Origin of the sequence: Pseudomonas sp. Sample_23 (assembly GCF_004307595.1) — a bacterium.
In the GTDB taxonomy this organism is placed as follows: Bacteria; Pseudomonadota; Gammaproteobacteria; order Pseudomonadales; family Pseudomonadaceae; genus Aquipseudomonas; species Aquipseudomonas atacamensis.
The window spans coordinates 1-25,259 of sequence record NZ_RCNX01000009.1; the positions used below are offsets into that span (position 1 = coordinate 1).

At 57.3% G+C, this 25,259-nt stretch carries 20 protein-coding genes and 1 pseudogene; 9 read left to right on the forward strand and 12 right to left on the reverse strand.

Annotation, left to right across the window (positions count from 1 at the left end; translation table 11 throughout):
• The 7 genes and pseudogenes from D8U82_RS01515 to D8U82_RS01540 form a co-directional block, all read left to right on the forward strand.
• Positions 1-389, forward strand: a pseudogene (locus D8U82_RS01515) (DUF2345 domain-containing protein); the annotation flags it as partial.
• Positions 379-1,122, forward strand: coding sequence for a DUF4123 domain-containing protein (locus D8U82_RS01520; protein ID WP_130901551.1), 744 nt, complete (start codon positions 379-381; stop codon positions 1,120-1,122). The pseudogene D8U82_RS01515 and the gene D8U82_RS01520, both read left to right, overlap by 11 nt.
• A complete protein-coding gene (locus D8U82_RS28350; RefSeq protein WP_241668030.1) occupies positions 1,119-2,249 on the forward strand; it encodes a hypothetical protein in 1,131 nt (376 codons plus the stop codon). Before D8U82_RS01520 ends, D8U82_RS28350 begins: the two co-directional genes overlap by 4 nt.
• Positions 2,250-2,483: 234 nt before the next feature.
• Positions 2,484-5,849: an RHS repeat-associated core domain-containing protein gene (locus tag D8U82_RS01525; RefSeq protein WP_241668033.1), complete on the forward strand. Its 3,366-nt coding sequence runs from the start codon at positions 2,484-2,486 to the stop codon at positions 5,847-5,849.
• Complete coding sequence (locus tag D8U82_RS01530) at positions 5,846-6,262, forward strand: hypothetical protein (RefSeq protein ID WP_122700361.1); 417 nt, start codon at positions 5,846-5,848, stop codon at positions 6,260-6,262. The genes D8U82_RS01525 and D8U82_RS01530 overlap by 4 nt, the downstream gene beginning before the upstream one ends.
• Positions 6,263-6,635: 373 nt before the next feature.
• The gene (locus D8U82_RS01535) at positions 6,636-7,859 is read left to right on the forward strand and encodes a hypothetical protein (protein ID WP_232245492.1); all 1,224 of its coding nucleotides are present in this window, start codon (positions 6,636-6,638) and stop codon (positions 7,857-7,859) included.
• A 140-nt stretch (positions 7,860-7,999) separates the two neighbouring features.
• Positions 8,000-8,305, forward strand: a complete 306-nt coding sequence (locus D8U82_RS01540) for a hypothetical protein (RefSeq protein ID WP_125927647.1) — start codon at positions 8,000-8,002, stop codon at positions 8,303-8,305.
• Positions 8,306-9,280: 975 nt separating this feature from the next.
• Here the strand turns inward: D8U82_RS01540 and D8U82_RS01550 are convergent.
• Both D8U82_RS01550 and D8U82_RS01555 read right to left on the reverse strand, forming a co-directional pair.
• Positions 9,281-10,012: a tellurite resistance TerB family protein gene (locus D8U82_RS01550; RefSeq protein ID WP_130888421.1), complete on the reverse strand. Its 732-nt coding sequence runs from the start codon at positions 10,010-10,012 to the stop codon at positions 9,281-9,283.
• A gap of 177 nt (positions 10,013-10,189) precedes the next feature.
• Positions 10,190-10,375 carry a hypothetical protein gene (locus D8U82_RS01555; protein WP_016771524.1) on the reverse strand — a complete coding sequence of 62 codons (186 nt, stop codon included), beginning with the start codon at positions 10,373-10,375 and terminating at the stop codon, positions 10,190-10,192.
• Positions 10,376-10,778: 403 nt separating this feature from the next.
• Between D8U82_RS01555 and D8U82_RS01560 the strand changes: the two genes are divergently transcribed.
• Positions 10,779-12,407 (forward strand): glucan biosynthesis protein D, encoded by a 1,629-nt coding sequence (locus tag D8U82_RS01560; RefSeq protein WP_071174494.1) that lies wholly within the window; start codon positions 10,779-10,781, stop codon positions 12,405-12,407.
• A 178-nt stretch (positions 12,408-12,585) separates the two neighbouring features.
• Here D8U82_RS01560 and D8U82_RS01565 read toward each other — a convergent pair whose 3' ends face one another.
• From D8U82_RS01565 to D8U82_RS01575, 3 genes are all read right to left on the reverse strand, one after another.
• Positions 12,586-13,692, reverse strand: coding sequence for an NADH:flavin oxidoreductase/NADH oxidase (locus tag D8U82_RS01565; protein ID WP_039759093.1), 1,107 nt, complete (start codon positions 13,690-13,692; stop codon positions 12,586-12,588).
• 266 nt (positions 13,693-13,958) lie between these two features.
• Positions 13,959-15,668: a single-stranded-DNA-specific exonuclease RecJ gene (gene recJ, locus D8U82_RS01570; RefSeq protein WP_016771527.1), complete on the reverse strand. Its 1,710-nt coding sequence runs from the start codon at positions 15,666-15,668 to the stop codon at positions 13,959-13,961.
• Between the two features lie 54 nt (positions 15,669-15,722).
• The gene (locus D8U82_RS01575) at positions 15,723-16,265 is read right to left on the reverse strand and encodes a YaeQ family protein (protein ID WP_007908961.1); all 543 of its coding nucleotides are present in this window, start codon (positions 16,263-16,265) and stop codon (positions 15,723-15,725) included.
• A 146-nt stretch (positions 16,266-16,411) separates the two neighbouring features.
• Between D8U82_RS01575 and D8U82_RS01580 the strand changes: the two genes are divergently transcribed.
• Positions 16,412-17,611, forward strand: a complete 1,200-nt coding sequence (locus tag D8U82_RS01580) for a CaiB/BaiF CoA-transferase family protein (RefSeq protein ID WP_130901534.1) — start codon at positions 16,412-16,414, stop codon at positions 17,609-17,611.
• Between the two features lie 222 nt (positions 17,612-17,833).
• Here the strand turns inward: D8U82_RS01580 and D8U82_RS01585 are convergent, their stop codons facing one another.
• The 7 genes from D8U82_RS01585 to xerD all read right to left on the reverse strand — a co-directional run bounded on the left by D8U82_RS01585 (position 17,834) and on the right by xerD (position 25,218).
• Positions 17,834-18,115: a DUF3509 domain-containing protein gene (locus D8U82_RS01585; RefSeq protein ID WP_016771530.1), complete on the reverse strand. Its 282-nt coding sequence runs from the start codon at positions 18,113-18,115 to the stop codon at positions 17,834-17,836.
• A 162-nt stretch (positions 18,116-18,277) separates the two neighbouring features.
• On the reverse strand, positions 18,278-18,685 hold the full coding sequence (locus D8U82_RS01590) for a response regulator (RefSeq protein WP_016771531.1): 408 nt from the start codon (positions 18,683-18,685) through the stop codon (positions 18,278-18,280).
• 117 nt (positions 18,686-18,802) lie between these two features.
• The gene (locus D8U82_RS01595) at positions 18,803-20,176 is read right to left on the reverse strand and encodes a transporter substrate-binding domain-containing protein (RefSeq protein ID WP_122706120.1); all 1,374 of its coding nucleotides are present in this window, start codon (positions 20,174-20,176) and stop codon (positions 18,803-18,805) included.
• A gap of 120 nt (positions 20,177-20,296) precedes the next feature.
• Complete coding sequence (gene thrC / locus D8U82_RS01600; protein WP_024011723.1) at positions 20,297-21,706, reverse strand: threonine synthase; 1,410 nt, start codon at positions 21,704-21,706, stop codon at positions 20,297-20,299.
• A gap of 106 nt (positions 21,707-21,812) precedes the next feature.
• Positions 21,813-23,117 (reverse strand): homoserine dehydrogenase, encoded by a 1,305-nt coding sequence (locus tag D8U82_RS01605; protein WP_024011722.1) that lies wholly within the window; start codon positions 23,115-23,117, stop codon positions 21,813-21,815.
• A 131-nt stretch (positions 23,118-23,248) separates the two neighbouring features.
• Positions 23,249-23,980 (reverse strand): bifunctional protein-disulfide isomerase/oxidoreductase DsbC, encoded by a 732-nt coding sequence (gene dsbC, locus D8U82_RS01610; protein ID WP_016771534.1) that lies wholly within the window; start codon positions 23,978-23,980, stop codon positions 23,249-23,251.
• A 341-nt stretch (positions 23,981-24,321) separates the two neighbouring features.
• Positions 24,322-25,218: a site-specific tyrosine recombinase XerD gene (gene xerD, locus D8U82_RS01615; RefSeq protein WP_016771535.1), complete on the reverse strand. Its 897-nt coding sequence runs from the start codon at positions 25,216-25,218 to the stop codon at positions 24,322-24,324.
• Between the last annotated feature and the right edge of the window lie 41 nt (positions 25,219-25,259).

Here is a 25,259-nt window from a genome sequence, read left to right on the forward strand (position 1 = left end):
GCGCCAACGACCACCTCACCGTCGGCGTCAACCAGCACATCAAGATCGGCACCGGTCAGTTCATCGACGCCGGCCAGGAAATCCACCTGAGCAGCGGCATGAAAGTGGTGATGGAAGCGGGTGCGGAGCTGACCCTGGTCGGCGGCGGCAGCTTCATCAAGATCGACGCCGGCGGCGTGACCATGAGCGGGCCGGTGATCAACATGAATTCCGGCGGCAGCCCCGGCGTTGGTACGGGCGCCGCGCCATTGATGCCCGGCGTGCTGAAACAGGCGGATGCCGACAAGGCTGGCCAGGTCCTGACCCCGGCGCAAATCAACACCCTAAAACGTAACGCGCCGTTCTGTGAAGAATGCGAAAAATGCAAGGCAGGTGCCTGTGCCATCTGAACCAATCTCCCCCAAGGACTGGCTGGCGCAACAGCCGCTGCAAAGCGGCGAGCGCCTGTACCTGATCGTCAGCGCCGCCAGCGATGCCGACGCCCTGAAAACCCTGTACCTCACCGAACCCACCGCCCAGCTCATCCCGATCTGGGGCGGCACGCCCTACTCCACCTGGCAACCGGTGATGCCCTACCTCACCGAACTCAAAGCCAACTCCGCCTTCCTGCCATGGATCGCCGAAACCGACGCCCTCGACTGGGGCTGGCTGGCGGTATCGCGTTCAGAACCGAACGAAGTGTTCGAGCATCTGCGCAGCCTGACGCAGGTGAAAATGCCGGATGGCACCGAGGTGTTTTTCCGGTTTTGGGATGGGCGGCATATTCATCCGATTTTGCGGGGGCTTGGGGAGAAGGCTGGTGAAGTGCTGCCGGTGTTTGAGCGGTATCTGATCAATGGGCAGGCGCTGGAAGTGGGCACGCGGGTGGTGCCGAAGGTCAAGGACTGGCCGTGGTGGGAGGTGCCGAAGGGGTTGTTGGAAGAATTGATGGCAGAAAATCCATCAACCGTTATCGGCAACATGATGCAGTGGTTGCAGGAGGAACACGCCGATCTGTATTTCTCCTTTCCCGAATCGAACCTGAAACAAAAAGTGGCGCGCTTTGTTAAACGCACGCCACTCACGGAAGAAAACTTTACCGGGCTGTTGAAGGCCTATCTGGAAAAAGAGGTGGTGGTATGAGCGTTTTAATGGGCGGGATCGTTGGCGGTCTCACAGCAAAACAACCCGATGCTCAGGCCATCATCAACGACTTCAAGAAGTGCCTGAAGGATTACCGCGAGCATGCCGAAGCCTGGTACGGCGGCATTCTGGATGCGGAGCAGCAATTCAAAGTCGGTGACGAAGTTGGCACGGCTGACAAGGACAGCAAGAAGGAAAATACCCTTTATGCCAACTGTCCTGCGAACGGCAAGCTGGTGCTGATCCATAGTTTCGAGTCCGCGCGCTTTGTGCCGATCGGCAATACGCCAGTTCAACTGACACCGGTCGTCAATGCCCGCTTCATCGGCAAAAACGAAGTTGGCCCGACCATCAATAAAACCATTGACGCATCAGGGATTCTTGAAGTCTCAGGCCTTACTCCCAATCAGCAGTACAAAATCACCTTCTTCCCGAATCCTACGCGTGCCCAGATCGACAGTTTGTTCAATTCCTACCAAGGCGTGATCGGCGAGTTGGGCGGCTGGCTACAAACCGAATGGAGCACCAGCTTCCTCCCGCTCTGGCAAGCTCACACCGATGCCTCCCTTGGAGGTCGCGCCTTGCAGGAGCTGGAAGCGGCTTGGGAAGGGTTCATGAAAGCGATTATGGGATTGTGGGGCGATATCAAAAGTCTCTACGACCTCATCGCCCATCCTCGCGAAAACTACGAGAAGCTGAAAAACTTTTTCACTGAAGAACAGATCAAGAAAATTTACGACGCCTCTGCCGACGCTATTCACACTGCTTTATTGATCGCGAGCGATGAGCCGTTGATGTGGATATACGTCGCGGCCATCGTGGCCTGGGTGAAAATGCTGCCGCCGCAGACTTGTACCGAAGTGCTGGCGCAAATGTCGACAGAGTTCCTGCTCAACATTTTGATCGGCGTTGTCTTGACTGGTGGTCTTGGCTTGGCCGTACGCGTGGGTACAAAAGCCGTCAAAGGGGTACAAAGCAGCGGCAAAGTCATAAAGCTGATTGAAGACTTCACCGGCATGTTGATGAAAGTCAGCAAGTCCAAAGCGACGCCCCATACCGAAGCATCGAAGCCGTTGCTACTCAATGGTGATTCGAAATTCAATCCGGCACGCAAAGCGGATGTTTAGATCGCCGCTCCCAAACCTGCCGAAACCGCGACAGCTCCGAAGAGCAAGCCACCGATCACTGGCGGAAAAGCGGAATCCGATGCGCAGATTCAAACCCGTAAAAAAGATGAGCCAGCCTCACGGATCGAGCAGGTAGAGGCCGTCGACAACGCCCCCGAACAGCCGAAGAACCCAGCGAAAAAACCAGCACAATGCGTCGACGACACATGCTCAGACGGCGAACCAGTATCGATGGTGACCGGTGAAGAGTTACTGACGCTCACCGATGGGGAACTGGGTGGCCTGCTGCCTTTTGAGTGGACACGCCTATACCGAAGCAGTGCAGTCGAAATTGATAGCCGCCTCGGCTATGGCTGGAGTCATTCACTGTCTCATCGCTTGCAGATCGACGATGAGGGTGTGCTGTGGACGGACAACGAGAACCGGCAAACCCGTTTCCCGATGCCCACGGAACAGCGGCCGGCCATCACTAACAGTCTGGCTCAGGCAGCAATTTATCTAGGCAATGAACCCGGCGAACTCATTTTGACCCAGGCCGGGGCAAAAACACGCTTTTACCATTTCCGTGCCGGTCGACTGACCGCGATCAGCGATGCGTACGAAAATCGTCTGCACATCAGTTATGACTTCGTTGATCGTATCCAGCGCATAGATAACGGCGCAGGGCGCGCCCTTTTTCTGCGCTACGAAGACAGACACATCGTTGCTGTCGACCAACAGCAACAACGCCCCGAATACAATGAACGCGGCGAACGCCAAGACCCATGGCTGACGATTCATACCCTCGTCACCTACCGATACAACGCACTCAATCAACTGGTTTCTTCCACCAATGCGATGGGCGAAACCGAGCATTACCGCTACAACGATCAGCACGTCATCCTTGAGCGACAAATGGCCGGAGGGGCTAGCTTCTTCTGGGAGTGGGAGCGTGAAGGCAAGCTGTCCCGATGCGTACGTCATTGGGCCAATTACGCGCAGATGGAAGCACGTTACGAGTGGGATGATAAAGGCTCGGTCATTGTTCATAACGCTGACGGCAGTGAGCTGGTCTATGTGCATGACGAAAATGCACGCCTGGTCAGTGAGACCGCACCCGACGGTGGTGAGACGCAGAACGCTTATGACGATAACGGCCGATTGATCGCCGTTAAAGACCCGATGGGAGCGATCACCGAGTATCAGTACAGCGATGCCGGACGCTTGATTGCGGTGATCCCCCCGGAAGGTGTTCCGACGCGTTACAACTACTTCAACGGTCAACTTATTGATGTCCAGCGCGGCAAGGCCCGCTGGAAATACGAACGCAACCGCCAGGGCGATATTACCCAACAAACCGATCCTGACGGCAACGAGACCTTCTACAGCTATGACCGTCAGGGACGCTTGCTTGAGATCCGCCACCCCGACGGCAGTCGTCATCAACTGGGCTGGAACAACCTCGGCCAATTGCTGGAAGAACGCCTGCCGGACGGCGGTCAACGAAAATACCGCTACGATGCCCTCGGCCGGCAAATCACTCGCCAGGACGAATTCGGCGCGATCACCCAATATCAATGGGACGCCGTCGACCGCCTCACTCAGGTCACCCTGCCCGGCGGCGCCACACGTGCGTTTACCTACAACCCGTATGGCCGCGTCATCGCCGAACGCGACGAGCTCGGCCGGATCACCCGCTACGAATACGCCGACAACCTGCATCTGGTCAGCCGCCGCATCAACCCCGACGGCAGCCAACTGCGCTACCGCTACGACAACTCGCAACTCAACCTCACCGAGATCGAAAACGAGCGCGGCGAACGCTACCAACTCGATTACTACCCGAACGGCCTGATCCAGCAGGAAACCGGTTTCGATGGTCGACGCACCGCGTATGAGTACGACCTCAACGGCCAACTGCTGAAGAAAACCGAGTTCGGTGACGACGGTAGTGAACTGGTTACCGAATACCAGCGCGATGCCGCAGGCCGTTTGCTGGTCAAGACGCTGCCCGATGGCGAAGAGATTCATTACAGCTACGACGCACTCGGTCGCCTGGTAAACGTCGACGACGGCCATTGGCCGCTCGCTTATGAATACGACGTGCAAGATCGCTTGATCACCGAACATCAGGGCTGGGGCACCACGCGTTACGCTTACGACAAAGTCGGTCAGCTCAGCCACTGCCGTCTGCCCGATGGCTGCACGCTCGATTACCGTCATTTGTCCGGTGGACGGCTGAACAGCATCGACCTCAACGGCTCTCGCCTGACCAGCCACCAGTTCAACGCCGGTCGCGAGCAACAACGCCAACAAGGCTTGCTGCTTAGCCAATACCAATACGATGAACAGGGCCGACTAAAGGCCCACAGCGTCAGCCAACGGGACAAGCACCTGTTCCAGCGTCGCTACAACTACGATGCCAACGGCAACCTCGCCGGTATTAACGACAGCCGCAAAGGCAACCGCAGCTATCACTACGATCCACTCGACCGACTGATCAGCGTACGCGGCGCCATGCCAGAGAGCTTCGCTCACGACCCGGCAGGCAACCTCCTCGGACAAAATGACCTGCCCGTTGCGAACCTCGCAAACGTCAAAGGCAACCGCCTACTGATGCAAGGCGACCGCCATTACGATTACGACGCCTACGGCAACTTGATCCGCGAGCGTCGCGGAACCGGCCAAAAGCTCGTCACCGAATACCGCTACGACTGCCAACACCGCCTGATCGGCGTCAGCCTGCCGGGTGGCAGCACTGCAACCTACAAATACGACGCCTTCGGTCGCCGCTTCGAAAAAACCGTCGACGGCCACACCACTGAATTCCTCTGGCAAGGCGAGCGATTGATCGCCGAAAGCGCAGAAAATCGCTATCGCAGCTACATCTACGAGCCGGGCAGCTTCCGCCCGTTGGCGATGCTCGACGGCGAAGGCCCGCTAAAAGCGGCCCCGTTCTATTACCAACTCGACCACCTCGGCACACCGCAGGAACTCACCGACTACAGCGGCGAAATCATGTGGTCGGCAAAATACCGCGCCTACGGCAACCTCGCGGCGCTGGATGTCAGCGAAATTGATAACCCGTTGCGCTTCCAGGGTCAGTATTTCGACGCCGAGACAGGCTTACATTACAACCGCCACCGCTACTACAATCCGGGAACTGGACGGTTCTTGACGCCTGATCCGATCAAGCTTGCGGGTGGTTTGAATAGCTACCAATACGTGCCTAACCCTACGGGGTGGGTGGATCCGTTGGGGCTGGTGTGTAAACAGACAAACGGTGCCACTCCGAAAAAGCCTCCGCAAAAAACGACCCCGCCCGAGGTTGGCGAGACACTTAATTTTGAGCATTTCGAGCAAGCTCGCAATAAGGCACTTGAATGGCTTGAAAGCAATGGATTCAAAGCAGAAAAGCCAACCATTGGGAAGTTTGGTACGAATGCCGGGAAGGTTGTAGGCATGCAAACCGCTGACGGCAAGACTGGCTATCGAATCGAATATGATGAAAGAAGCGGCGCACATATAAACGTTTGGTCAGGAAAAAAGCCAGCACCACATTACCTTTTCAATGCAAGCGAAAAAACCGTATTAAAATTACTAAAGGCATTTAAAAAATGAGCTACTTCGACGAAGAACTTGAGAAAGAATTGTTAGAATCCAGCATTAACTACATGAAACTTGACAATGATGCACATGACAACGCCGTCTCACATATCAATAGAAATTTTCCGTTTATTGGATCAAAAATCGCTTGGAGCTCACTTCCCAACAGCACATCGCATTCAAAAAACACTATAAACAAAGCCATTGAAGAAATTTCAGAAAAAGCAAAAGATCTCAAAATAACTGAGATTACCTTTATCGGCGACTCGCTCACAGAGAATGCTTATAGATTCCACACCGCCGATCTTAAAAAAATAATAATGACATTTTCTGAAATACCGCAACACACCTATTTTTTCTCCGAGCAGTTTAGTTTGATAGGTTGCATAAGCAGCGAGGGCGAAATCAATTTTAGTGCGACCACTTAAACATGACACATAGCAGAAAAATAGGGAAAATCGATTTTCTATTGAAATAAATCCGCCCCCATTTGCGCCATTCAATCAGAGAAAACAAATATAAAAACAGGATATTCACACTCATCATCGAAGATACTCTGAAAGCACTCGCAAACATTGAATTTACCTTGATTTCTCTATAAAAAATGGGAAGTTACTATAGCGACAAACCGGTTAAAGAATATCAAAAACTTCAACCGAGCTCATTAACGATGATACGTCACTCAGCGACCAATCCAAGATCAAAAAATCATCAGCAAAAAATTTGCCCCAATTCCTGGTGAGGATTCACATGAATGACATAGAGCGTCATGTGGAGGGAATTGAATTCTGGAAGCCTTGAATGATTAGCTGTACGAAGAAATCTGCTGGGCCGCCTGATATGCGTGAAAAACACGTCACTGAAACCTTCAAGGCGACTGTCAACTTAAACTCTCCATTCAAGAATAATGAAAAACAGAAAACTTATGCTCAACGCATAATCACCAGATCAAATCTCTGCGACCACTCTCACGGATTAAATAATCAAAGGACTGTTATCTTGAAACACTTGAGCCGCACTCTCTCCTTGCTTCTAGCCTTTACCTTCTCCCTAAGCGCAAGCGCGCTGTCACTACGATCCGAACAACATCCCGACGGCACAACTGTCTTGTTGCTTACAAACGAAGCCAGTCCAGAACGGGCTCACAAGCTCAACCAAGACCCGGCGGTTCGCTCTGCACTCGTTGATTTTCTTGGCTACCAAACCGGAAGCTACACCAATGACAATACGATGATCGTGCAGCAGGTTCTTGAAGCGCTCGATTCGGAAATGGCGACGTTTGTTGATGGAGTGCCTCCCGGCAGAAAAATGATCACCGCCATGGACGACGGTAACAACGGATTCGAGCGCGGCGCATTGCTGCTGGACGACAAGGGGCAGTTGCTCGCCGTAGGACTGGTCAATGGCCATTGCTCCGTCAAGTCTCGTGACGAGCCATTGACTTGTAACGATGCTCCGGAAACCGTGCTGACCATTTTCCAGCCAGAAGGCGCTAGTGAGGGTGACGCCGACGCTTTGATCACTTGGAGTAAGCAACTGCCTCCTATGATGGCGCTGTGGGCGGAGAGTGACGATCCAGAACGCCGAGCCGCTGCGCAGAAGATTGCCCACGTTGAGTACATCGTGACTCAGCCGAAACAGGGAGCTTGGACTGCGGCTCAATTACCGTCCGATTTTCCAAAAGCGATGCTGCCGTTGCTTCCGCAGCGAGCTCACTTGATTGGCGCCGGCGCTCACGGTGTCTTTACGACACCGGGTATGGAGGGCACGTCAATTGACGGTGACTGGGACAAAATAGCCGGACGCCCTCAGCATGAATATGAGGTCATTCTCAGGACTTTTACCGAATACGCGGATGTTATCGACTTCTATCAGCAACATGCAAAGGACGCCGAAGTCAGCGGCAACGAGCGCAAAGCGCTCGTTGAAGGCCGCATCAATGGTGGTACCTATAAAGTAGAAATCACCAATAGAAAAGAAGCCGGCACAGTGATCACGTTTTCCGCTTGGCGGCAGGAGGTCTAATTCATCTCTGAAGACAGAGCGATCATGTGGTCGCTTTGTCTTCTGAGCAAAAGGGACTGAGTAAAAGAGGACAGTTTTCTTTCTTCAAACTGAATATAAATCTGTCCCCTTTTCTTACTCGCAATTAAAAGCAAAAAAACATGAAATTTGAAAAAATAATACGTCTCGGCGGAAAAGTAATTTTCGACGAACTATCCAACCTAATCGATTACGACATAGCACTCATCTCAGAGAACCTGAAAGAGGATCTCTTACAGGCAGCATTCCCAAACGAACAAATATTAGACATCGGATGGTATCCTGAATTTGACAAAAATGGTGCCTTTAGAATTTCATTAATTGCAGATCGAGATTGGGAATCTCCGATATACACCGACACCGCCAAAACCTGGAGCGACCTTGACAAAATCTTAGATCACACGCTGCATAAAGTTAAACAAATCTGATGCAGGCTTTACATATTAGGAGTATGGGGAAAGCAGTGGACCTGACATTGGCTAAGCCATAGGGTGTAGCGGCGCTGCCAATCGATGACAAAATTTGTTAGAGCAACCCACTACGCTAAAGCAGCGCAGCCGATGCCGATGCCGATGCCGATGCAATTAATTTGGGAAAAGCCTCAGACCTGTAGTACAAGGGAGTTTTCTTTCGGTAAAAAAATCTCGACAACCAAACCTATAACAGCGAAAGCAAAACCATGATATTTAAGTGCTCGGGCAACGCAGTCAATCCAAGTACCGTATCTTATAGAAGCTTGGGATTCGGAGAGGCGGTCACGATCAAGACTCAGCCCTACATACTGCAAATCAAACCCGGAGACTTTCCAAGAAAGTTCGAAATTATTGCAGATACGTTTATTTCGGAATGCAGGATTGACGATACCGTGCAAGGCTATGCGGACATCCCCGAGCTTGCGACAGTTGATTACCCGACTTTCAATGAACTTCTGAACATCCATTCAAACCTAGCAGCAAGTTTGATCGAAGATTATCTTTACTTCGAACTCTTCTATCATCTTTTTCAAAACCCAACCAACCTACAGCTGGTTATCAACAACATCAACAACGTATATACAGAAAAAGATTCAATAATAATCACGGGAGACACATATCCATTCAAATACTTCTAGCAGAAGGAAACTTGCTCGACGGCAGGCCCGCCGACTCATACCTCAACGGTCGACTGTTGAATAACACCGATCTGGCGACGAAGTCAGTGCGCTAATCACCGATTGCTAGTGATCTATTTGCCAGCTCTATTACGCGGCTAGTACCAAAAATATGCAGAGCCAGCCGCAAGAGCAATGTCCGCCATCGGGACAAAGGTCGATTCAACGCCGTTACGGAAACTACTGAAACGCAGAAAGTCTAGCTAACGTAAAAGGGCAACCGCCTGCTGATGCCCGGCGATCGCCACTACGATTACACGCTATCCGCCCCGGCCAACCGCACCTGCCTCTCCAACTCCACCTTCAACCCCGGCTCCAATTTCAACTGCCGTGCCAGTTCATCCAGATAGCTCTTCTCCATAAAATTCTCCTCATCCACCAGCATCACACTGGCGATGTACATCTCCGCCGCCATTTCCGGCGTGCTCGCCGCGCGGGCGACGTCGGTGGGGTCGAGGGGTTTGTTGAGTTCGGCGTGGAGCCAGTGTTGCAGTTCCTGATCGTTGTCGAGCTTTGTGAATTCGCCCTCGATCAGTTCGCGCTCGCGCTCGTCGATGTGGCCGTCGGCTTTGGCGGCGGCGACCAGGGCTTTGAGGATGGCCTGGCTGTGCTCCTCGACTTGCGCGGGTGGCAGGCGGTCGAGGGTTTGCGGTTCGCGTTGTGGTGCGCTGCCTTTTTGGGCGTTGTAGTTGCCGTAGGCCTTGTAAGCCAGTACGCCCAGCGCGGCGAGGCCGCCGTAGAGGGCGACTTTGCCGCCGACCTTGCGGACCTTTTTATTGCCGAGCAGCAGGCCCATCGCGCCTGCGGCCAATGCGCCGCCACCCGCGCCGGAGAGCAGACCGCCGAGGCCGCTGGAGCCAGACGAGCCACCGAGCAAGCCGCCAAGTCCGCTGGCAGCCGATTTGCTGGAAGCGCCGCCGTCCTTGTTCTGCAGCATTTCCTGCCCGGACTTGAGCAGTTGATCGAGCAATCCACGGGTGTTCATGTTCCGTCTCCAAACAAGGGTTATCCGGATCTAAGGCCCTCAGCCTAGTTCGAAAGTGCCCGGACCCGCCCCGCGAGTGTGCTTCGAGATGTTGCTCGCCACTCAAAAGGGCTCGTTCCGAGCGTTACCCAATGAAAAGGGGCGGGCCTTTCGACCTGCCCCCTTCTCCCCTCCTCTTTAAAACCGCGAAACACTCCGCATCGCATCCACCAGATAGCGCATGGCGATCCGGTCGCTTTCCGATAGCTCTCGATAACGTTCCACCAGTTTCAATTCCTCGGAATTGAGACGGCGTCTTCTGCGCCCGCCGCCCAAGCAAGGGAAGATGCCCAACATTTCGGTGATGCCTTGTATTTTTGCCATGGACGATGTCCTTCTCTATTGAGTCAAGAAACTGCTGAACCTCACATCGCCCTGCCTCTTCGAGCAGCGTCGTGTGCCCCGCCGGCACGAAGGCTTGTATCCGGTCTTGCTCATAGAATAGGAATTAAATCGGCGTTGAAAAGTGGTTTTTAGAGTAATTAATCGAAAAAAGCAGATATGCCCTCTAAATCAGAGGGCCCTGTCAGAAAAATTACAGACATGTCTTGTTTCATTGCCAGATGGCGCAACGCAAACAAGCGTTTTTGCCCGACAATCGAACCGATTAAGCTAGCGGGCATCTGTTTATAGTCCGTTGCGTTTGGCCGAAGGCATGACCGAACCGTAATTTCCGATCCGATACGTGCCAGGAACGGCGCGGGATTGCACACGACAGGTTGTATTTATGCACCGCAGGAATTTGCTCAAAGCGTCCATGGCCATTGCGGCCTATACCGGTCTTTCCGCGTCGGGTCTGTTGGCCGCTCGCGCCTGGGCGGCCAATGGTGGCGCCGCCGATGGCGAGGCCCAGGCTTTCGATTTCGAGGCGTTGAAGCGCCAGGCCAAGCAGCTCGCCGGCAATGCCTATCAGGATACGAAACAGGTGTTGCCGCCAACCCTGGCGACCATGACTCCGCAGAATTTCAACGCGATCCGCTACGACGGCGAGCATTCCTTGTGGAAGGAAAACAAAGGTCAGCTGGACGTGCAGTTTTTCCACGTCGGCATGGGTTTCCGTCAGCCGGTGCGCATGTACAGCGTTGATCCGAAGACGCGCATGGCGCGCGAGGTGCATTTCCGCCCGGCGCTGTTCAATTACGAGAACACTTCGGTCGACACCCAGCAGCTCAAGGGCGATCTGGGTTTTGCCGGCTTCAAACTGTTCAAGGCACCGGAGCTGGATCGGCATGATGTGGTGTCGTTTCTCGGCGCCAGCTATTTCCGTGCGGTCGATGCTACTGGCCAATATGGCCTCTCCGCGCGCGGCCTGGCCATTGATACCTACGCGAAGAAGCGCGAAGAGTTTCCCGACTTCACCAAGTTCTGGTTCGAGACGCCGGACAAGAACGCCACGCGTTTTGTGGTCTACGCCCTGCTCGACTCGCCGAGCGCGACCGGCGCCTATCGCTTCGACATCGATTGCCAGGCCGAGCGCGTGGTGATGGAAATCGACGCGCACATCAACGCACGCACCACTATCGAACAGTTGGGCGTTGCGCCAATGACGAGCATGTTCAGCTGCGGCACCCACGAACGGCGCATGTGCGACACCATTCACCCGCAGATTCACGACTCCGACCGTCTGGCCATGTGGCGCGGCAATGGCGAGTGGATCTGCCGTCCGTTGAACAACCCGGCGACGCTGCAATTCAACGCATTTGCCGACAAGGACCCGAAAGGTTTTGGCCTGGTGCAGACCGACCACGAATTCGCCAACTATCAGGACACCGTCGACTGGTACAGCAAGCGCCCGAGCCTGTGGGTAGAACCGACAACCGCCTGGGGCGAAGGCTCTATTGATCTGCTGGAAATTCCTACAACCGGCGAGACGCTGGATAACATCGTCGCGTTCTGGACGCCGAAGAAACCCGTGGCTGCCGGTGATTCGCTGAACTACGGGTACAAGCTGTACTGGAGCGCCCTGCCACCGGTCGGCACGCCACTGGCACGGGTGCACGCGACGCGTTCGGGCATGGGCGGCTTCACCGAAGGTTGGGCGCCGGGTGAGCATTACCCGCCAGTCTGGGCGCGGCGCTTTGCGGTGGACTTCACCGGTGGCGGCCTTGAGCGCCTGCCACAGGGCACCGGGATCGAGCCGGTGATTACCTGTTCCAACGGCAAGGTGCAGGACTTCAGCGTGCTGGTGCTGGATGACATCAAGGGTTATCGGATCCTGTTCGACTGGTATCCGACCAATGACAGTGTCGAGCCAGTGGAACTGCGCCTGTTCATTCGCACCAACGACCGCACGCTGAGCGAAACCTGGTTGTACCAGTACTTCCCGCCGGCGCCGGACAAGCGTAAATACCCTTGAGGTTCTAAGGCGGCGGTTCTGGCGTCATTCGCGAGCAGGCTCGCTCCCACAGGGGTCCGCATTCCTAATGTGGGAGCGAGCCTGCTCGCGAAGAGGCCCGCCTGGATAACGCAAACTTCTGCCGAATAGAAAAGCCCCGGCCATCACTGGTTCGGGGCTTTTGCTTTCCAGCCTTCAATCAATCGCGCAAATCCGATTCATGAATCGGCTGATCCCGATGGGTCGCGCGCTGATACTGCGCGGGCCACACTGCTTTGCGTCCGCCCAGATCATCGTCGGCATGCAGCGGCCAGTACGGATCGCGCAGCAGCTCTCGGGCGAGGAAAATGATATCGGCCTGACAGGTGCGCAGAATGTGCTCAGCCTGGGCAGGCTCGGTAATCATTCCGACAGTACCGGTGGCGATGCCTGACTCTTTGCGTACCCGCTCGGCAAAGCGCGTCTGATAACCCGGCCCGACCGGAATTTCCGCGTTTGCAGCTGTCCCTCCTGAAGACACGTCAATGAGATCGGCGCCCAGCGTGTGAAGGCGACGCGCCAGTTCCACGGTCTCATCCGGATTCCAGCCGTCTTCGACCCAATCAGTCGCCGAGACGCGGACAAACACCGGCAATTCCTCTGGCCATACCGCCCTCACCGCTTCAGTGACTTGCAGCACCAGACGGATACGATTCTCGAACGAACCACCGTACTGATCGCGGCGTTGATTGCTCAGCGGCGAGAGAAACTGATGCAGCAGATAGCCATGCGCGGCATGCACCTCGACCACGCTGAACCCCGCCGTCAGCGCGCGCTTGGCCGCGTCGACAAAGGCCTGGATCACTTCGGCGATCTGCCCCTCATCCAGCTGCTTCGGTTGAGTGTGTTGCGGATCGAAAGCAATCGGCGATGGCCCGACCGGGGTCCAGCCGCCATCCTCGGGTTTGACGCTGCCATGCTTGCCGATCCACGGCCGGTGGGTGCTGGCCTTGCGCCCGGCGTGGGCCAGCTGAATGCCGGCGACCGCGCCCTGGGCGGTGATGAAACGAGTGATGCGTTGCAGCGGTTCGATCTGTTCGTCGTTCCAGAGGCCAAGGTCTTCGGCGGTGATGCGCCCGTCGGCGGTCACCGCCGTGGCTTCGGTGAAAACCAGACCGGCACCGCCCACCGCGCGGCTGCCCAGGTGCACCAGGTGCCAGTCGTTGGCCAGGCCGTCGACGCTGGAGTACTGGCACATCGGCGACACGGCGATGCGGTTGGGCAGGGTCAGTTGGCGCAGGGTAAAGGGTTCAAGCAGCAGACTCATGGGGCACCTCTCGAATCAGTGGGCAGGCTCCAGGGTTCTGTTTGAAAAGTCGACGAGTGACAGAAAAAGGGTGTAGCACCCGCCCCCGCGGGCAAGAATTCGACAAGACGTCACAAGGCCAATCAAGCAGTGCTTAGAGCCTAGTCGACAACCGGAGATGACGGAGGGTTCAGAGTAATTCAGTGTGTGAAAGGACGCTTTCGCGAGCAGGCTCGCTCCCACAAGGCAGCACCGTACCTGTGGGAGCGAGCCTGCTCGCGAATGGCTTAACGCGGTTCGATATGAGCAATCATCAACTGCACAGTCTCGTTGCCACGAAACTCGTTGACGTCGAGCTTGTAAGCCAGTTCAACCCATTGAATCGTCGGGTTCGGCCACACATCGCGATCAATGCCAAACGCGATGCCATCGAGCTTCACCGAACCGCATTCGCTTTTCAGCACCACTTTCAAATGCCGTTCGCCAACCACGCGCTGCTCGACCAACTGGAACACGCCATGAAACAGCGGCTCCGGAAAGTGCTGACCCCATGGCCCGGCGTGGCGCAAGGCGCGGGCCAGTTCGAGGTGGAACTCTTCGACGGCCAGCGTGCCGTCCGACAACATTCGCCCAGTGAGGTCTTCTTCGCGAAGTTGCCTACGTACTTCAGCGTCGAATGCCTCGGCGAACAGCGGAAAATTCTCCTGCGGCAAGGTCAGACCAGCGGCCATCGCGTGGCCACCGTACTTGGCGATCAGGTTCGGATGCTGCGCCGCGACCACGCTCAGCGCATCGCGAATATGGAAGCCCTGCACCGAGCGACCGGAGCCCTTGAGCAGACCATCACCGGCATCGGCGAAGGCAATGGTCGGGCGGAAATAGCGCTCTTTCATCCGCGAGGCGAGGATGCCGATCACGCCCTGATGCCACTCCGGATCGAACAGGCACAGACCGAACGGCATCGACTCGACCGGCAGATCCTTGAGCTGCGCCAGCGCTTCACGCTGCATGCCCTGCTCGATGGATTTGCGATCCTGGTTCATGCCGTCCAGTTGCGCAGCCATTTCCCGCGCCAGATTGGCGTCGGCGGTGAGCAGGCATTCGATGCCCAGGCTCATGTCGTCCAGACGCCCGGCGGCGTTCAGGCGAGGGCCGACAATAAAACCCAAGTCGGTGGAAGTGATCCGCGCAGCCTCTCGCTTGGCGACTTCGAGAATCGCCTTGATCCCCGGCCGCGCCCGGCCGGCACGAATCCGCTCCAGCCCTTGATGCACGAGAATGCGGTTGTTGGCATCCAGCGGCACCACGTCGGCGACGCTGCCCAGCGCCACCAGATCGAGCAGTTCGCCGATGTTCGGTTGCGGTTTGCTCTCGTACCAGCCAAGGCTGCGCAGGCGTGCGCGCAAGGCCATCAACACATAAAAAATCACCCCGACGCCGGCCAGCGCTTTGCTCGGAAACTCGCAGCCCGGCTGGTTCGGATTGACCAGCGCATCGGCCTGCGGCAGTTCATCGCCGGGCAAGTGGTGGTCGGTGATCAATACCTTCAGTCCGGCGCGCTTGGCCGCCGCGACGCCTTCGACGCTGGAGATGCCGTTATCGACGGTGATCAATAGTTGCGGTTCACGGGTCAGCGCGACTTCGACGATTTCCGGCGTCAGGCCATAGCCGTATTCGAAACGGTTCGGCACCAGATAATCGACATGCGCAGCGCCCAGCAGGCGCAGGCCGAGCACACCGACGGTGCTGGCGGTGGCGCCGTCCGCATCGAAGTCGCCGACGATCAAAATGCGCTGGCGTTGCTCCAATGCCGTCACCAGCAGGTCAACCGCCGCATCGATGCCTTTGAGCTGCTGGAACGGGATCAAGCGCGCCAGACTTTTGTCCAGCTCCGCCTCCGACTGCACGCCCCGCGCCGCGTACAGGCGAGTCAGCAGTGGCGGCAGATCACCGAGGAAAGGCAACGTGGCAGGCAATTGACGAGGTTCGATACGCATGGGGCGACGGAGGCTTCTCTTTGATTCGTGGGAAATATCAGCGATCTCGCGACCTCAGCCGCGCTCACCTTGCAGCCATTGCAACTGGACTTCGTGCTGACCGCGGTCGTCGGTGACGAAGATCGTGCCTTCGCTGATCATCACGTCCCACTTGATGACGCGCGGCATGTCCTTGGCCAGGGTCTCCAGCACTTCCTGCGGGACGGCGGCGATGTTGACGTTTTTCAGGTTCTTGATCGCCGGGATCACCTTGGTTTCCCAGACACGCAGGCTGCCGTAGGCCAGCAGGCTGGTGCGTTCGGTGCGGCGCGAGCACCAGGTCAGGCGATCGGCATCCGGCTGGCCGACTTCGATCCAGTGCAGGACACGGTCGTCCAGGCTCTTTTCCCACAAGGCCGGTTCATCCACGTCTGACAGACCACGGCCGAACGACAGCTGCTCGTTGTACCAGAGCGCGTAGGCCAGCAGCCGCACAGTCATGCGTTCTTCGGTCTCCGAAGGATGACGGGCGATGGTCTGCTTGACGCTTTCGTAGACGCTGCGGTCGAGGTCGGTGAGGTTCAGTTCGAATTTGTAGGTAGTGGACGGCTGGGCCATGAACGGGCTTCTTGATACGAGGAAAGTCGGCAAGTCTAACCGATGCCACAGGCAATCATCGAATTGATGGCGATCCAGCTGCGGCGTCTGACAGCCGGCTATGTTAAAACCCTGTATCCGTTCAGCCTTGTCCTACAGGATTTCGCATGCCGTTCACCAGCAAACCGCTCTCGGGTCTAAAAGTCATTGAATTGGGTACGCTGATCGCCGGGCCGTTTGCCTCGCGCATTTGCGGCGAATTCGGCGCCGAGGTGATCAAGATCGAGTCGCCGGACGGCGGCGATCCCCTGCGCAAGTGGCGCAAATTGTACGAAGGCACCTCGTTGTGGTGGTTCGTCCAGGCGCGCAACAAGAAGTCGCTGACCCTCAATCTGAAACACCCGGACGGTTTGGCGATCCTGAACCAGCTGCTGGGCGAAGCCGACATCCTCATCGAGAATTTCCGCCCCGGCGTCCTGGAAAAACTTGGTCTGAGCTGGGAAACCCTGCACGCACTGAACCCGAAACTGGTGATGGTGCGCCTGTCCGGTTTTGGTCAGACCGGGCCGATGAAGGACCAGCCGGGTTTCGGCGCGGTCGGCGAATCCATGGGCGGCCTGCGGTACATCACCGGTTTCGAAGATCGGCCACCGGTGCGTACCGGGATTTCCATCGGTGATTCGATTGCCGCGCTGTGGGGCGTGATCGGTGCGCTGATGGCGCTGCGTCATCGCGAGGTCAATGGCGGGCTGGGCCAAGTGGTCGACGTTGCGCTGTATGAAGCTATCTTCGCGATGATGGAAAGCATGGTGCCGGAGTTCGACGTGTTCGGTTTCATCCGCGAGCGCAGCGGCAACATCATGCCGGGCATCACGCCCTCTTCGATCCACACCAGCGCCGACGGCAAGCATGTGCAGATCGGTGCCAATGGTGATGCGATCTTCAAACGCTTCATGCTCGTGATTGGCCGCGAAGATCTTGCCAACGACCCACTGCTGGCCAGTAATGACGGGCGTGACAGTCGCCGGGACGAGTTGTATGGCGTGATTGATCGCTGGGTCAATTCCTTACCACTGCAGACTGTTCTCGACTTGCTCAATCAGGCCGACGTACCGGTCAGCCGGATCTTCAGCGCCGAGGACATGTTCAACGATCCGCAATATCTGGCGCGAGAGATGTTCCTGCACGCCAAGCTGCCGGACGGCAAGGACTTCAAGATGCCCGGCATCGTGCCGAAACTTTCCGAAACCCCAGGTTCATCCGAATGGGTCGGGCCGCAGTTGGGCGAACACAATGCGCAGGTGCTTGGCGATCTGGGCTACGACGCGGCGCAAATCGCTCGGCTGCGCGAAGACGGGGCCATCTGAGCAGCGCCGGGCGCTTCGGTTTTTCAAGCAACAAGCCGCGCACTGGGCAAACGCCGGGCAAAAGAAACCCCGAGAAGTGGGGAGACGACTCGGGGTTAAACGGGGTCTGCTTCGAGACCCGTAGCAGCAAGCGACAAGCACCGGAGCACAATGCTTGATCTCGCTGTTATGGGGTCTGACTGACAGGGATGCGGGAAGGTTCCCACAAAAAATATTTCATCTTTACAGGGCCGGACGCTTATCCAGAGCTGCATTGCGCAACGCCGCAATCACGCAGGGTTCCAGCCGCCCTTCGGCGATCATCACGTCACGGTGCAGGCCGTCCACCACGTCGGTCAGCAAGCGCTTGTCGCTCAACTGGGCCTGATTGAATTCGCGTTCCACCACAATGGCGCCGCTGCTGTTCTTCAGCGTCACCAGACATTCACCATGGCTGCCGCGAGGGGTCAGCGTCACCTGATACGGGCTCAGAGCCTCACCGAGCAATAGACTGATACTTTCCATCTCGATCTCCACTCAATAGTCCGAAAACACAGTGCCTGGGGCGTGTTCACATTAAATGACCACCGGCCCGAGAAGAAAGTTCTGCCTGTCGCGTCCCGACCTTGCGGGTCCGCGTCTGACAGAGCATGCACGGCGAAGATGACAGAAAAATATTCGCCGGTTTCAGGCCTCGATGAGCTCCTGCGGGGTGATCAGATAACTGTCCAGCAGACCTCTCATCAACACCGCCGAAACCGGCGTTTGCAGCCGTCCCAGCAGGCGCAGGCGTTGCTGGCGGAGCAGCGGCTCCAGATCACTCATCAAACTCTGCGCGACCGAGCCCAGCAGAATCAGGGCACGCGCCTCATGGTGCGCCGCCAGGTGATGAATCAAAGCCAGCCCATCGCCACCCTTGAGCTGCGGATCGCAGATGGCGATATCGACCGCGCCGCGATGCCCCAGTGAACTCAAGGCTGACGCCAGCGAAGGCGCGGTCAATACATCGTAGATGCCGATGGCATTGAGCATTTGATGCAATGCCATCAGCTGGAACGGGTTGGGTTCAAGAATCAGGACTTTAAGCGAGCGCATGGGCGACCTCTGGAGCGATCATCGCGGACTCTCACCGCAGTTGTCGTTCACTCTAGGGCAGGCGTCTTAAGCCTCCCATCAGAAAAGTAGCCGCGTCTTGCAGGACATTTCCCTTCTTTACTGCAGACAGCGACACCCGCTCTCGGTCCTGCGCTGAGTGATATCGGTCCAGCCACCCAACAGGCCGCGCAATTTACCGTCACCGCTGTAAAACGGCACGGTCCACTGATAAACCTCGCGAGACCCGCCCTTGAACAGCAGCTGTCGTTTGCTGAAGCGCGACTTGCGGGTCTGCAACTGGGCGATGAATTCATCGTGGAGCATGCGCGCGGTGGTTTCCGGAAACGCATCGACTTCGATCAGCAGGCGCCCCTGCATCTGGTCCAAGCGCACCGACAGCGCTTCCTCGTAACTGCGATTGCAGATGATCAACCGCCCGTGCAGATCACGGACAAACACCGGATCCGGCATCGAATCGATCAGGGCGTGCTGAAAGGCCAGTTGATCGCCCAACTCCTTTTCCGCCGCGCAGCGCAACTTGATCACGGCCGCTAGGCGTCTGTTCCACACCAGCGACAGCATTCCGAAAACGCCGATTACCCCCATCGCCCAACATGCCCACTCGACCAGCCGTTCCCAGACGGAGGGCACGGGCGGCGGCGAAACGCCTGCCAGCCACTTGAGACGCATCGCCCGCAACTCCGCCGCAGGGAACGCTTCCAGCGCCTTGTTGAGAATGCTCAGTAGTTGCGGCATGCCTTTTCGTACAGCCAGATGATCGGCTTCCCACTTGCCCTCTACCAGGGCACCGACCTTGAGCATGCCTAACGGATAGAGCTGCGCGCCGATTTCGTTTTCGATGGTTGCGTAGGCTTCACCGCTCTCGACCAGCGCCCGCGCTTCGGCGTAGGTTTTCACCGAGCGTATTTCAATCGACGGATAATCGCGGCGAATCGCATCCTCCAGGGCATGACGGGCGGGCAGCACCAGAACGCGCTTGGCCAGTTGCTCGAAAGACTCCACCCGCGGGGTATTGGCATGTCCGACAAAAACCCAGCCTGCCCCTCCAAAAGCATGACTGAAATCGAGAAACGCCTTGCGATCATCACTCATGGCCAAGGTCGTACTGATGTCCGCGACTCCGCTTTGCAGGCGATCGAGCATATGGTCGGTAGAGAACGATTCCTGGTGCTCGAATTGCAGGCCGGTCATTGCGCTGACGCGCTTGAGCACATCGTTGTTCAGACCGCTCCACTGGCCATGTTCGTCCTGAAACAGGTACAACGGATATTGCACCGATGCCACCGTCACTCTGGGGTTGTCACGTATCCATTGCTGCTCGTGCGCATCCAGCTCGATAGCCTGGACACTGGCTGACGCATTGGCCTGATCGAGTGCCATTTGCGCTGCCATGCCGCTGTGTGTCCACCCCAGCACCGCCAACAAAAACAACCAGCCCAGTGCCGGTTTCAAACCTCTGTAAAACAGCATTGCCATTTCCTTCGTGATCGACTCACCCGTCCTTCGTGGGTGAAAACCCGAGCAGTGTGGCAGCAGAAACAAAAAAGCCCGTCAGGAGACGGGCTTCAAAATGTGACAGCTTTTACTGGCTTAGAGTGGCTTGCCGCGGTTGCCATGCTGGCTGACAAAGGCTTGCACGGCTTTCAGGTCGTTTGGCAGAACCGTGCAGCGCTCGTTTCGCTCAAACAAATCAGAAAGATGTGCAGGTAGTTCGAGCGCTTTTCCTACACCCGCTTTCTCCACTGCCTCAGGAAACTTGACCGGATGGGCAGTACCCAGAATGACCATCGGGATATCCAGGCTGCGACGGCATTCGCGCGCGGCTTTCACACCGATGGCAGTGTGCGGGTCGAGCACCTCACCGGTTTGCTCGTAGACGTCGGCGATGGTTTCGCAGGTCTGCGCATCGTCCACCGCCAGGGAATCGAACAGCTTGCGTGCTTCGGTCCAGCGCTCTTGCTCGACGCTGAAACTGCCGTCCTTTTTGAACGAGTCCATCAGGCCGGCAATCGCCGCACCGTTACGGCCGTGCAGGTCGAACAGCAGGCGCTCGAAGTTCGACGACACCATGATGTCCATCGACGGCGACAGCGTTGCGTGCAGGGTTTCCTTGACGTACTGGTTGCCGCTCATGAAGCGGTGCAGGATGTCGTTGCGGTTGGTCGCGACGATCAACTGGTTGATCGGCAGGCCCATGTTGCGCGCCAGGTAACCGGCGAAGATGTCGCCGAAGTTACCGGTCGGTACCGAGAACGACACCGAACGCGCCGGACCGCCCAACTGCAGGGACGCATGGAAGTAGTAAACGATCTGGGCCATGATCCGCGCCCAGTTGATCGAGTTCACCGCCACCAGACGCGTGCCTTTGAGGAAGCTCTGGTCGGCGAAGCTGTTCTTGACCATTTCCTGGCAGTCATCGAAGTTGCCTTCGATGGCGATGTTGTGGATGTTCTCGCCGAAGATCGTCGTCATCTGCCGACGCTGCACTTCCGATACACGCTGATGCGGGTGCAGGATGAAGATGTCGACATTTTCGCAGTGCTTGCAGCCTTCGATGGCCGCAGAACCGGTGTCACCAGAGGTGGCACCGACAATCACCACGCGCTCGCCGCGCTTTTCCAGCACGTAATCGAGCAGGCGACCGAGCAGTTGCAGGGCGAAGTCCTTGAACGCCAGGGTCGGGCCGTGGAACAGCTCAAGCACCCATTCATTACCGTTCAACTGACGCAGTGGCGCCACGGCGCTGTGCGCGAACACGCCGTAGGTTTCTTCGAGAATTTTCTTGAAATCGGCATCCGGAATGCTGCCGGTGACAAACGGGCGCATCACCCGGAAGGCCAGTTCGTGATACGGCAGGCCGGCCCAGGAAGCGATTTCTTCCTGAGTGAAACGTGGCAGGTTTTCCGGGACGTACAGACCGCCGTCGGTCGCCAGACCGGCCAGCAGGACCTCTTCGAAATTCAGGGCCGGGGCCTGGCCGCGAGTACTGATATATCGCATTTTTTTCAAACCTTCGGTTTGAGCTGCAAGCTGCAAGCTGCAAGTCGCAAGTAAAAGCCAGACTGCTTCTCTCTTGCCGCTTGCAGCTCGAAGCTTGCCGCTGCTTTTAGTTCAAATGTTCGACACGGATCCGTACAACCGGGCCGTCGACGCCAGCCAGTGCTTCCAGCGCGGTGATCGCATCGTTGATGCGCTGCTCGACCACGCGGTGGGTCAGCAGGATCATCGGCACCAGGCCGTCATGCTCTTCGACTTCCTTCTGCATGATCGATTCGATATTGATGCCGCGCTCCGACAGGATGCTCGCCACCTGCGCCAGTACGCCCGGATGATCCTTGGCGTGAATGCGCAGGTAGTAAGCGCTTTCGCAGGCTTCGATCGGCAGGATCGGATGCGCCGACAGCGAGTCCGGCTGGAAGGCCAGGTGCGGCACACGGTTTTCCGGGTCGGAAGTCATCGCGCGAACCACGTCGACCAGGTCGGCGATCACCGAGGAAGCGGTCGGCTCCATGCCAGCGCCGGCACCGTAGAACAGCGTCGAACCGGCGGCGTCGCCGTTGACCATCACTGCGTTCATCACGCCGTTGACGTTGGCGATCAGGCGATCGGCCGGAATCAGCGTCGGGTGCACGCGCAACTCGATGCCGGCGTCAGTGCTGCGCGCCACGCCGAGGTGCTTGATGCGATAGCCCAGCGCTTCGGCGTAGTTGACGTCGGCGGTGGTCAGTTTGGTGATGCCTTCGGTGTAAGCCTTGTCGAATTGCAGCGGAATGCCGAAGGCAATCGACGCCAGAATGGTCAGCTTGTGCGCGGCATCGATGCCTTCGACGTCGAAGGTCGGGTCGGCTTCGGCGTAACCCAGCGCTTGCGCTTCGGCGAGTACGTCTTCAAACGTACGGCCCTTCTCGCGCATTTCGGTGAGGATGAAGTTGCCGGTACCGTTGATGATCCCGGCAACCCAGTTGATGCGGTTGGCGGACAGGCCTTCGCGGATCGCCTTGATCACCGGAATGCCACCGGCCACCGCCGCTTCGAATGCCACGATCACGCCTTTCTCGCGTGCCTTGGCGAAAATCTCATTACCGTGAACGGCTATCAGCGCCTTGTTCGCGGTGACCACATGCTTGCCATTCTCGATGGCCTTGAGTACCAGCTCGCGGGCAACGGTGTAGCCGCCCATCAGCTCTATGACGATGTCGATCTCAGGGTTCGTGGCCACTTCGAAGACATCGTTGGTAATCGCAATACCGGTCGTCTGGAACTGAGGCTTTGGCGTGCGCGTGGCAATTTGTGCCACTTCGATTCCACGCCCGGCACGACGAGCAATTTCCTCGGCGTTGCGCTGAAGTACGTTGAAGGTACCGCCACCGACGGTCCCTAACCCACAGATGCCTACTTTGACCGGATTCACTGTGAACTCCCCATGAAACGGCCGACACAGGGTCGGCCGGAAAACAACCGCGTGCTCGCGGCTCTCTGTTGATGGCCCGGCGCTGTTGCCGCCGGACCACGATCGTCAACGGTTGCCCGTGACGATGCGAATTACTTCGCGCCCAGCGCCAGTTTGGCGACTTGTGGCGCCGGCTGGTAGCCCGGAATGACCTGGCCGTCGGCCAAAACGATGGCCGGTGTACCGTTCACGCCGATCGACTGACCGAGGGCGAATTGCTTGGAAACCGGGTTATCGCACTTGGCGGCCTTGATTTCCTTGCCATCGACCATTTTGTCCATGGCGGCTTTCTTGTCTTTCGAGCACCACACTGCTTGCAGCTGCTCGTCACCCGGCGAATTCAGGCCCTGGCGCGGGAACGCCACGTAGCGCACTTCAATGCCGCGCTTGTTCAGCTCCGGCACTTCGGCGTGCAGTTTATGGCAGTACGGACAGGTGGTGTCGGTGAACACGGTGATATGCGATTTGGTCTCGCCCACGGCCGGGTAGACCACGGTTTCGGCCACCGGGATGGCATTGATCAGTTTGGAAATGCCCAGGCGTTCGGTCTTCTCGGTCAGGTTGACCGGTTTGCCATTCGCCAGCTGGTACAGGTTGCCCTGCACGATGTACTGGCCATCGGCGCTGGCGTACAGCACGCGGCTGCCTTTGAGTTTGACTTCGTACATGCCAGGCAATGGGCTGGCACTGATGCTCTCGACCGGAACCTCGAGTTCGAGTTTTTCCAGGCTTTGACGAATGGCTTTGTCAGCCGCGTCGTCAGCGACGGCAAAGGTGCTCACCAACGCAATGGCGGCGGCGGCGAAAATCTGGGTCAGACGCATGAGTACTCCTGAGGGCGGGCCAATGAAACGGTCAGAACGCCCGTGCGAAACACCGGGTCATAACCGTCCATCGTGCAAACCGGCAAAGCCTAACACATAAGGTCACGAGGGCCGAATGCGCCTGTCGCCACACACTCATGTGCCACTGACCCACAACCACATGTGGCGGACACACATTATTGTGGCGAGGGGATTTATCCCCGCTGGGTTGCGAAGCAGCCCTAAGCCATCCACCGCGATCTTTCACTCAAAATCGAGCCAGCCGGGTTTGCGACTGCTGCGCAGCCGAACGGGGATAAATCCCCTCGCCACAGGTCAGTGTTTCAACATTATGGGATGTGTCAGCCGCGTGGGTGGTGCTTGGCATGCAAGTCCTGCAAGCGGGCGCGGGCGACATGGGTATAGATCTGCGTCGTAGACAGGTCGCTGTGGCCGAGCAGCATCTGCACCACGCGCAAGTCCGCGCCATGGTTGAGCAGGTGTGTGGCGAACGCGTGGCGCAAGGTGTGCGGCGACAGCGACTTGCTGATCCCGGCGACCTTGGCCTGATGCTTGATGCGATGCCAGAACGTCTGCCGGGTCATCTGCTCGCCGCGCTGGCTGGGGAACAGCACATCGCTGGGGCGGCCACCGAGCAACTCGCCACGACCATCACGCATATAACGCTCGACCCAGACAATCGCCTCCTCGCCCATCGGCACCAGACGCTCCTTGCTGCCCTTGCCCATCACCCGCAATACGCCTTGGCGCAGGTTGACCTGCTCCAGCGTCAGGCTGATCAGTTCGGTCACGCGCAGGCCACAGGCATACAGCACTTCCAGCATCGCGCGGTCGCGCTGGCCGATGGCGTCGCTCAGATCCGGCGCCTTGAGGAGCGCTTCGACATCGGCTTCCGACAGCGACTTGGGCAACGGCCGCCCCAGTTGCGGCATGTCGACGCGCAACGTCGGGTCGACGCTGATCAGTTTTTCCCGCAACAGATAGCGATAAAAGCCACGCACCCCGGAGAGAAATCTCGCGGTGGAGCGCGGCTTGTAGTTTTGCTCCAGCCGCCACGCGAGATGATCGAGGATCAATTCGCGGCCGGCATTGATCAGCTCGAGATTTTTCTCCTGCAACCAGCCGTTGAACAGCGCGAGGTCACTGCGATAGGCGTCGCGGGTGTTGTCGGACAGGCCTTTCTCCAGCCATAAAGCGTCGAGGAATTGATCAATCAGCGGATGGTCGATGGCAGGCATGGGTGCTCGGGGCAGGCAGTTTTTAACACTGCGCGCAAATA

Bases quoted from the DNA above. Each gene is read 5' to 3' on its own strand.
- recJ (WP_016771527.1), bottom strand. From the start codon at position 15,668: ATGCGTATCGAACCTCGTCAATTGCCTGCCACGTTGCCTTTCCTCGGT.
- dsbC (WP_016771534.1), bottom strand. From the start codon at position 23,980: ATGCGTCTGACCCAGATTTTCGCCGCCGCCGCCATTGCGTTGGTGAGC.
- D8U82_RS01550 (WP_130888421.1), bottom strand. From the start codon at position 10,012: ATGAACACCCGTGGATTGCTCGATCAACTGCTCAAGTCCGGGCAGGAA.
- D8U82_RS01580 (WP_130901534.1), top strand. From the start codon at position 16,412: ATGCCGTTCACCAGCAAACCGCTCTCGGGTCTAAAAGTCATTGAATTG.
- D8U82_RS01535 (WP_232245492.1), top strand. From the start codon at position 6,636: ATGATTAGCTGTACGAAGAAATCTGCTGGGCCGCCTGATATGCGTGAA.
- D8U82_RS01590 (WP_016771531.1), bottom strand. From the start codon at position 18,685: ATGCGCTCGCTTAAAGTCCTGATTCTTGAACCCAACCCGTTCCAGCTG.
- D8U82_RS01540 (WP_125927647.1), top strand. From the start codon at position 8,000: ATGAAATTTGAAAAAATAATACGTCTCGGCGGAAAAGTAATTTTCGAC.
- D8U82_RS01585 (WP_016771530.1), bottom strand. From the start codon at position 18,115: ATGGAAAGTATCAGTCTATTGCTCGGTGAGGCTCTGAGCCCGTATCAG.
- D8U82_RS01555 (WP_016771524.1), bottom strand. From the start codon at position 10,375: ATGGCAAAAATACAAGGCATCACCGAAATGTTGGGCATCTTCCCTTGC.
- D8U82_RS01595 (WP_122706120.1), bottom strand. From the start codon at position 20,176: ATGCTGTTTTACAGAGGTTTGAAACCGGCACTGGGCTGGTTGTTTTTG.
- thrC (WP_024011723.1), bottom strand. From the start codon at position 21,706: ATGCGATATATCAGTACTCGCGGCCAGGCCCCGGCCCTGAATTTCGAA.
- D8U82_RS28350 (WP_241668030.1), top strand. From the start codon at position 1,119: ATGAGCGTTTTAATGGGCGGGATCGTTGGCGGTCTCACAGCAAAACAA.
- D8U82_RS01565 (WP_039759093.1), bottom strand. From the start codon at position 13,692: ATGAGTCTGCTGCTTGAACCCTTTACCCTGCGCCAACTGACCCTGCCC.
- D8U82_RS01575 (WP_007908961.1), bottom strand. From the start codon at position 16,265: ATGGCCCAGCCGTCCACTACCTACAAATTCGAACTGAACCTCACCGAC.
- xerD (WP_016771535.1), bottom strand. From the start codon at position 25,218: ATGCCTGCCATCGACCATCCGCTGATTGATCAATTCCTCGACGCTTTA.
- D8U82_RS01560 (WP_071174494.1), top strand. From the start codon at position 10,779: ATGCACCGCAGGAATTTGCTCAAAGCGTCCATGGCCATTGCGGCCTAT.
- D8U82_RS01530 (WP_122700361.1), top strand. From the start codon at position 5,846: ATGAGCTACTTCGACGAAGAACTTGAGAAAGAATTGTTAGAATCCAGC.